The sequence below is a fragment of the Streptococcus mitis genome, assembly GCF_001579035.1.
Lineage (GTDB): Bacteria > Bacillota > Bacilli > Lactobacillales > Streptococcaceae > Streptococcus > Streptococcus mitis_J.
This window is the reverse complement of sequence record NZ_KQ970288.1, coordinates 143988-149820: the sequence shown is the minus strand read 5'-3', so window position 1 is coordinate 149820 and position 5833 is coordinate 143988. Positions and strand designations below refer to the sequence as shown.

Annotated in this window: 3 protein-coding genes and 2 pseudogenes; 3 read left to right on the top strand and 2 right to left on the bottom strand. The window is 42.1% G+C overall.

The window, feature by feature from the left end:
* Window positions 1–272 (top strand): annotated as a pseudogene (locus tag SMIDD26_RS13105) (3-hydroxy-3-methylglutaryl-CoA reductase); the annotation flags it as partial.
* 189 nt (window positions 273–461) lie between these two features.
* Here SMIDD26_RS13105 and SMIDD26_RS06905 read toward each other — a convergent pair.
* Together SMIDD26_RS06905 and SMIDD26_RS06900 are read right to left on the bottom strand one after the other, a co-directional pair.
* Window positions 462–1425: pseudogene (locus SMIDD26_RS06905) on the bottom strand (LacI family DNA-binding transcriptional regulator).
* Complete coding sequence (locus SMIDD26_RS06900) at window positions 1406–2860, bottom strand: sucrose-6-phosphate hydrolase (protein ID WP_061439645.1); 1455 nt, start codon at window positions 2858–2860, stop codon at window positions 1406–1408. The pseudogene SMIDD26_RS06905 and the gene SMIDD26_RS06900 overlap by 20 nt, the downstream one beginning before the upstream one ends.
* A gap of 381 nt (window positions 2861–3241) precedes the next feature.
* Here SMIDD26_RS06900 and SMIDD26_RS06895 point away from each other — a divergent pair, with 381 nt between their 5' ends.
* Both SMIDD26_RS06895 and SMIDD26_RS06890 read left to right on the top strand, forming a co-directional pair.
* A complete protein-coding gene (locus tag SMIDD26_RS06895) occupies window positions 3242–5125 on the top strand; it encodes a sucrose-specific PTS transporter subunit IIBC (protein ID WP_061439644.1) in 1884 nt (627 codons plus the stop codon).
* A gap of 147 nt (window positions 5126–5272) precedes the next feature.
* Window positions 5273–5833: ROK family protein (locus SMIDD26_RS06890; protein ID WP_134990229.1), on the top strand; the 561-nt coding region annotated here is incomplete at its 3' end.

Sequence of the window (5833 nt, the reverse complement as noted above, 5' to 3'; positions counted from 1 at the left end):
TGGCCCTCAGTCATGAGCTACTGGGAAATCCTTCTGCCAAAGAATTAGCCCAGATTATCGTGTCTATCGGGCTTGCCCAAAACTTTGCGGCCCTGAAAGCTTTGGTCAGCACAGGAATCCAGCAAGGCCACATGAAATTGCAGGCCAAATCCTTGGCACTCCTCGCAGGTGCTAGTGAATCCGAGGTAGCTCCTCTAGTCGAGCGTCTCATCGCAGATAAAACCTTTAACCTAGAGACAGCCCAGCGCTATCTCGAAAATTTAAGATTATAAAAAAACTCAGACGAATCGGTCTGAGTTTTCTTGTACTTATACTCAATGAAAATCAAAGAGCAAACTAGGAAGCTAGCCGCAGGTTGCTTAAAACACCGTTTTGAGGTTGCAGATAAGACTGACGAAGTCAGTTACCTATACCTACGGTAAGGCGACGCTGACGTGGTTTGAAGAGATTTTCGAAGAGTATTAAATACTTTTTCCTGGTAATAATGTAACCGGTAAGAAATAGCCAGTTGTAGCGACTTCCTTACCTTCGATCTTCTGCAAGAGGAGGTCAACAGTAAGGCAGGCAATTTCTTCCAGAGGTTGCTTGATAGTAGACAGTTGAGGATAGTAATTCTCGATAAAGTAGGTACCATCATAGCCGATGACCTTGAGCTCTTCTGGGACAGAAATGCCTAACTCTTGAGCGATTTTAATGACCAGAATAGCTGTTAAGTCATCTGAAGTAAAGATGGCATCTGGTTTTTGACGGGTCAAGATATTCTTGATTTCCATTTCTTTTCTGACAGGAGAAAAGTCACTGGAAACATTGATAATAGGAGCTTTGGGGACTACAGATGCAAAACCAGCGTGGCGTAGTCCAGTTGGCGAGTTAGAATTGTCATTCCCTGTAATCATGATGATAGACTGGGCGCCTGTCTTAACCAAGGTCTGGGCGGCCAGGACCCCACCAGCATAGTTGTCAGAGGAGACGACAGGAATATCTGGAGACAGATTTCGGTCAAAGGAAATAATCGGTGCCGTTACACGATTGTAGTCTTGAATTCCTAAGTTGTGACTACCTGAAATGATGCCGTCTACCTGATTAGCTTCCAACATTTCGATGTATTCGCGTTCCTTCTCAGAATCGTGTTCGCTGTTGCAAATGATGGTCTTGTAACCATTTTTGAAGAGTTGGTGTTCCAGCTTATCAATTAATTCTGCATAGAAAACATTGGAAATATTGGGGAAAATCAAGCCGATTAACTTAGCCGATTTTCCTTGCAAACTGCGAGCTAGGTTGTTGGGTTTATAGCCCAATTCTCGCATGGCTTCATTAACCTTTTGAATGGTTTTTTCAGAGAGATAACCTTTTGTTGATAACACGAGAAACGGTAGTAGGGCTGACGCCTGCAAGTTTGGCGACATCAGTTAGTTTTGCGACCATAATCTAATTCATAGTATCTTCCAGTTGGGTTTCCAGATTTAATCAGGATCCCATTTTGGTCCTCATGTGGGAAGACACGACCAGAAAATACTTTTTCTCCTTTATTGATGAAAATTTCAAAGACAGAGTTATCGATGAAGATTGTAGCAGTCGTAGCCTGATTATCGATAGGGCAAGAGCGAGTTGTTCCAAATTCTTGGGCATACTGCTCACCAGCCTGGCTACGATCCACTGTCACTTGATCATTTACAAGGTCAAAGTTGATGGAAAGTCCCTTACCTTCTTGATCAGCTAGTAAGACAATCTCGCTCTGGCTATTAGCTTCCAAGCTGAGTTCAAGTTCGTAAGTGTTCTTAGTTTGGGCACGATTTGAGAAGGCTTCTTCAGAAGCACGAAGGTCCTTGATAGCTGCGACTGGGTATTGGTAGAGTTTGCCGTCTTTGATAGTGAGTTCCTTGACCAAAGAGAAGGTTCCTTGGTGGTCAAAACGGTCAGATGGGTAAGAAACATCTGGTAATCCAAGCCAGCTAACTGCTAGAGCGCGTCCGTCAGGAGCGTTGAAGGCTTGAGTTGCATAGGCTTCAAAACCATAGTCCATGTTTTGAAGTTGAGACACATCTACCATTTTGGCACTTTCAGGATCAAAGGAAGCCCCAATCTTATACATATTTGGATAGATATTATCGTAGTCTAGAACTTTCTTATCCAATCCTTGTGGGCAGTAGAGAAGGACAGGTTGCTCCCCGACAAAGACCAGATTTGGACATTCCATCATGTAGGCAGTACGGTCGTTAGCAAAGTCAAGATCGCCAACGGCTTGCCAGTTTGTGTAGTCATTGTCTACAGCCTTATAGAGACGGACGAAGCCTTTTTTCTCCAAGTCCTGTCCACCGACGATAGCATAGTATTGACCTTTAAAGTTAAAAATTTGTGGGTCACGGAAGTGGTCAGTTGAGTCAGCAGGCTGGTCAATCAAGATCTTGTCAATCTTTGTAATCTTGCCATATTTATCCATCAAAGCCCCAATTTGGTAAGGGTGACGGATCCAGTTTTCATCGCGAACATTTCCTGTATAAAATAGGAACAAGTTATCGCCAAACTGCATAGCAGAACCAGAGTAGGCACCGTGGCTATCTAATGGAGTATCAGGCAAAACTTTGACTCCAGTTTCTCTAAAGTGAACCAAATCATCACTTTCAAGCTGAACCCAAGATTTTAAACCGTGGGCTGCACCAAAAGGAAAATTCTGGTAAAAGAGGATCCACTTGCCATCAAAGTAAGAAAAGCCATTTGGGTCGTTGAGAAGTCCTGTTTTTGGCTCAACATGGTAATGAGTATGCCATGGGGATTGTGCCATATTTTCCTTTATATGTTGAATTTCTTCTTGCGTCCAATCTTCATAGGGTCTATAACGACGCTCAGTTGTCCATTCCATTTAATTTATTCCTCCAAAAATCTTATCACTTTTAATAGTAATCGTTTTCGAGCAAAAATGCAAGCTTTTTATGTTAAAAAAGAGAAAAAACTGTCAAACGTTTATCATAAAATAAAAGCAGGAAATCAATCATCTATCTACAGAAAATTGAAAGAAAGTGAAACAAAATTCTTTTAAACTCAGATTTTAAACTATTTTTTTCAAGAATACTTTCATAAAACTCTCACAATCTATCAAAGTAAAAGACCTTACTCTAAGAAACAAAGATTTTTTCTGCAAAACGCTTGACATATTTCTAAAACATGATAAAATAATAGTCGTAAGGGCGGATAAAATCGCTTTCAAACAAGAACAAAATTTTATATAAGGAGATTTTTGCAAATGAACAATCAGGAAATTGCAAAAAAAGTCATCGATGCCTTGGGCGGACGTGAAAATGTCAACAGTGTTGCCCACTGTGCGACTCGTCTTCGTGTCATGGTCAAAGATGAAGGAAAAATCAATAAAGAAGTGATTGAGAACTTGGAAAAAGTTCAAGGTGCTTTCTTTAACTCAGGTCAATACCAAATCATCTTTGGTACAGGTACAGTTAACAAAATGTACGATGAAGTTGTTGCACTTGGTTTGCCAACATCATCTAAAGATGACATGAAAGCAGAAGCTGCTAAACAAGGGAACTGGTTCCAACGTGCTATCCGTACTTTCGGTGACGTTTTCGTTCCAATCATCCCAGTTATCGTAGCAACGGGTCTCTTCATGGGTGTGCGTGGTCTCTTGACTGCTCTTGGAATGACACTTCCAGCTGACGTGACAACTTACACTCAAATCTTGACAGATACAGCCTTCATCATCTTGCCAGGTTTGGTTGTGTGGTCAACCTTCCGTGTATTCGGTGGAAATCCAGCCGTTGGTATCGTTCTTGGTATGATGCTTGTTTCTGGCTCACTTCCAAACGCTTGGGCGGTCGCTTCAGGTGGTGAAGTAACAGCTATGAACTTCTTTGGATTCATCCCTGTTGTTGGTTTGCAAGGTTCCGTTCTTCCAGCCTTCATCATCGGGGTTGTCGGAGCTAAATTTGAAAAAGCTGTCCGCAAGGTTGTTCCAGATGTGATTGACCTCTTGGTAACACCATTCGTGACACTTTTGGTTATGTCTATCCTTGGACTCTTTGTCATCGGACCAGTCTTCCACGTTGTTGAAAACTACATCCTTATCGCTACAAAAGCGATCCTTAACATGCCATTTGGTCTTGGTGGTTTCTTGATTGGTGGGGTTCACCAATTGATCGTCGTGTCAGGTGTGCACCACATCTTCAACTTGCTTGAAGTTCAATTGCTTGCTGCTGACCATGCTAACCCATTCAATGCTATCATCACTGCGGCTATGACAGCTCAAGGTGCTGCGACTGTTGCGGTTGGTGTTAAAACTAAAAATCCAAAACTAAAAACACTAGCTTTCCCAGCTGCTCTTTCTGCCTTCCTAGGTATTACAGAGCCTGCTATCTTCGGGGTGAACTTGCGCTTCCGTAAACCATTCTTCCTTTCATTGATTGCTGGTGCAATCGGTGGTGGATTGGCTTCAATCCTTGGACTTGCTGGTACTGGTAATGGTATCACCATCATCCCTGGTACAATGCTTTACATCGGTAACGGACAACTTGCTCAATACCTTCTTATGGTAGCTGTATCATTTGCCCTTGGTTTTGCCCTTACTTACATGTTTGGTTACGAGGATGAAGTAGAGGTTGCTGAAGGAACTACAACAGAACGCTTCGTTGAAGAAGCAGTTACTGGAAATGTTGTTACTCTTCAAACTGAAACACTTATTACTCCTATCGTTGGTGATGTTGTCGCTCTTGCTGATGTCAATGACCCAGTCTTCTCAAGTGGAGCTATGGGACAAGGTATCGCTGTGAAACCTAGCCAAGGTGTGGTCTATGCACCAGCTGATGCTGAAGTTTCAATCGCATTTCCAACAGGACACGCTTTTGGTTTGAAAACAGCCGATGGTGCTGAAGTCTTGATTCACGTTGGTATCGACACTGTAACAATGAACGGTGACGGTTTTGAAGCAAAAGTTGCTCAAGGTGACAAGGTGAAAGCTGGCGATGTTCTTGGAACATTTGATTCAAATAAAATCGCTGCAGCTGGACTTGATGATACAACAATGGTTATCGTTACAAATACAGCTGACTACGCTTCAGTAGCTCCAGTCGCAACAGGTTCAGTTGCGAAGGGTGATGCTGTGATCGAAGTGAAAATCTAATCAATCCTCTCAAAATGAAAACGAACAAATGATATGTTTGTTCGTTTTTATTAGATAGTAAGATTTACAGAGGAAAATCTAAAAAATAGAGACATTTAGACTTTCGAAGTATGCTATAATAAAGAAAATAAAAACAAGAGGTTTATCATGACAAAATTATATGGAAGCTTGGAAGCGGGCGGTACAAAGTTTGTCTGTGCTGTCGGTGATGAAAACTTTAACGTTGTAGAAAAAACACAATTTCCAACAACAACTCCAATCGAAACAATCGATAAAACCATCGAGTTCTTCTCAAAATTCGATAACCTTGCTGGTCTTGCAGTTGGTTCATTTGGTCCAATTGATATTGATAAAAACTCAAAAACTTATGGCTTTATCACGACGACTCCAAAACCAAACTGGGCAAATGTGGACTTGCTTGGTGCCCTTCGTCGCGCCCTCAACGTGCCAATGTACTTCACTACAGACGTAAACAGCTCTGCTTATGGTGAAGTGGTTGCCCGTAATAATGCTGGTGGCCGTATCGAAAACTTGGTTTACTACACAATCGGTACAGGTATCGGTGCAGGTGTCATCCAACGTGGCGAGTTTATCGGTGGTGTGGGTCACCCTGAGATGGGTCATTATTATGTTGCTAGACACCCAATGGATATTGAAAAAGAGTTTAAGGGTGTTTGTCCTTTCCATAAGGGATGTTTGGAAGGCTAT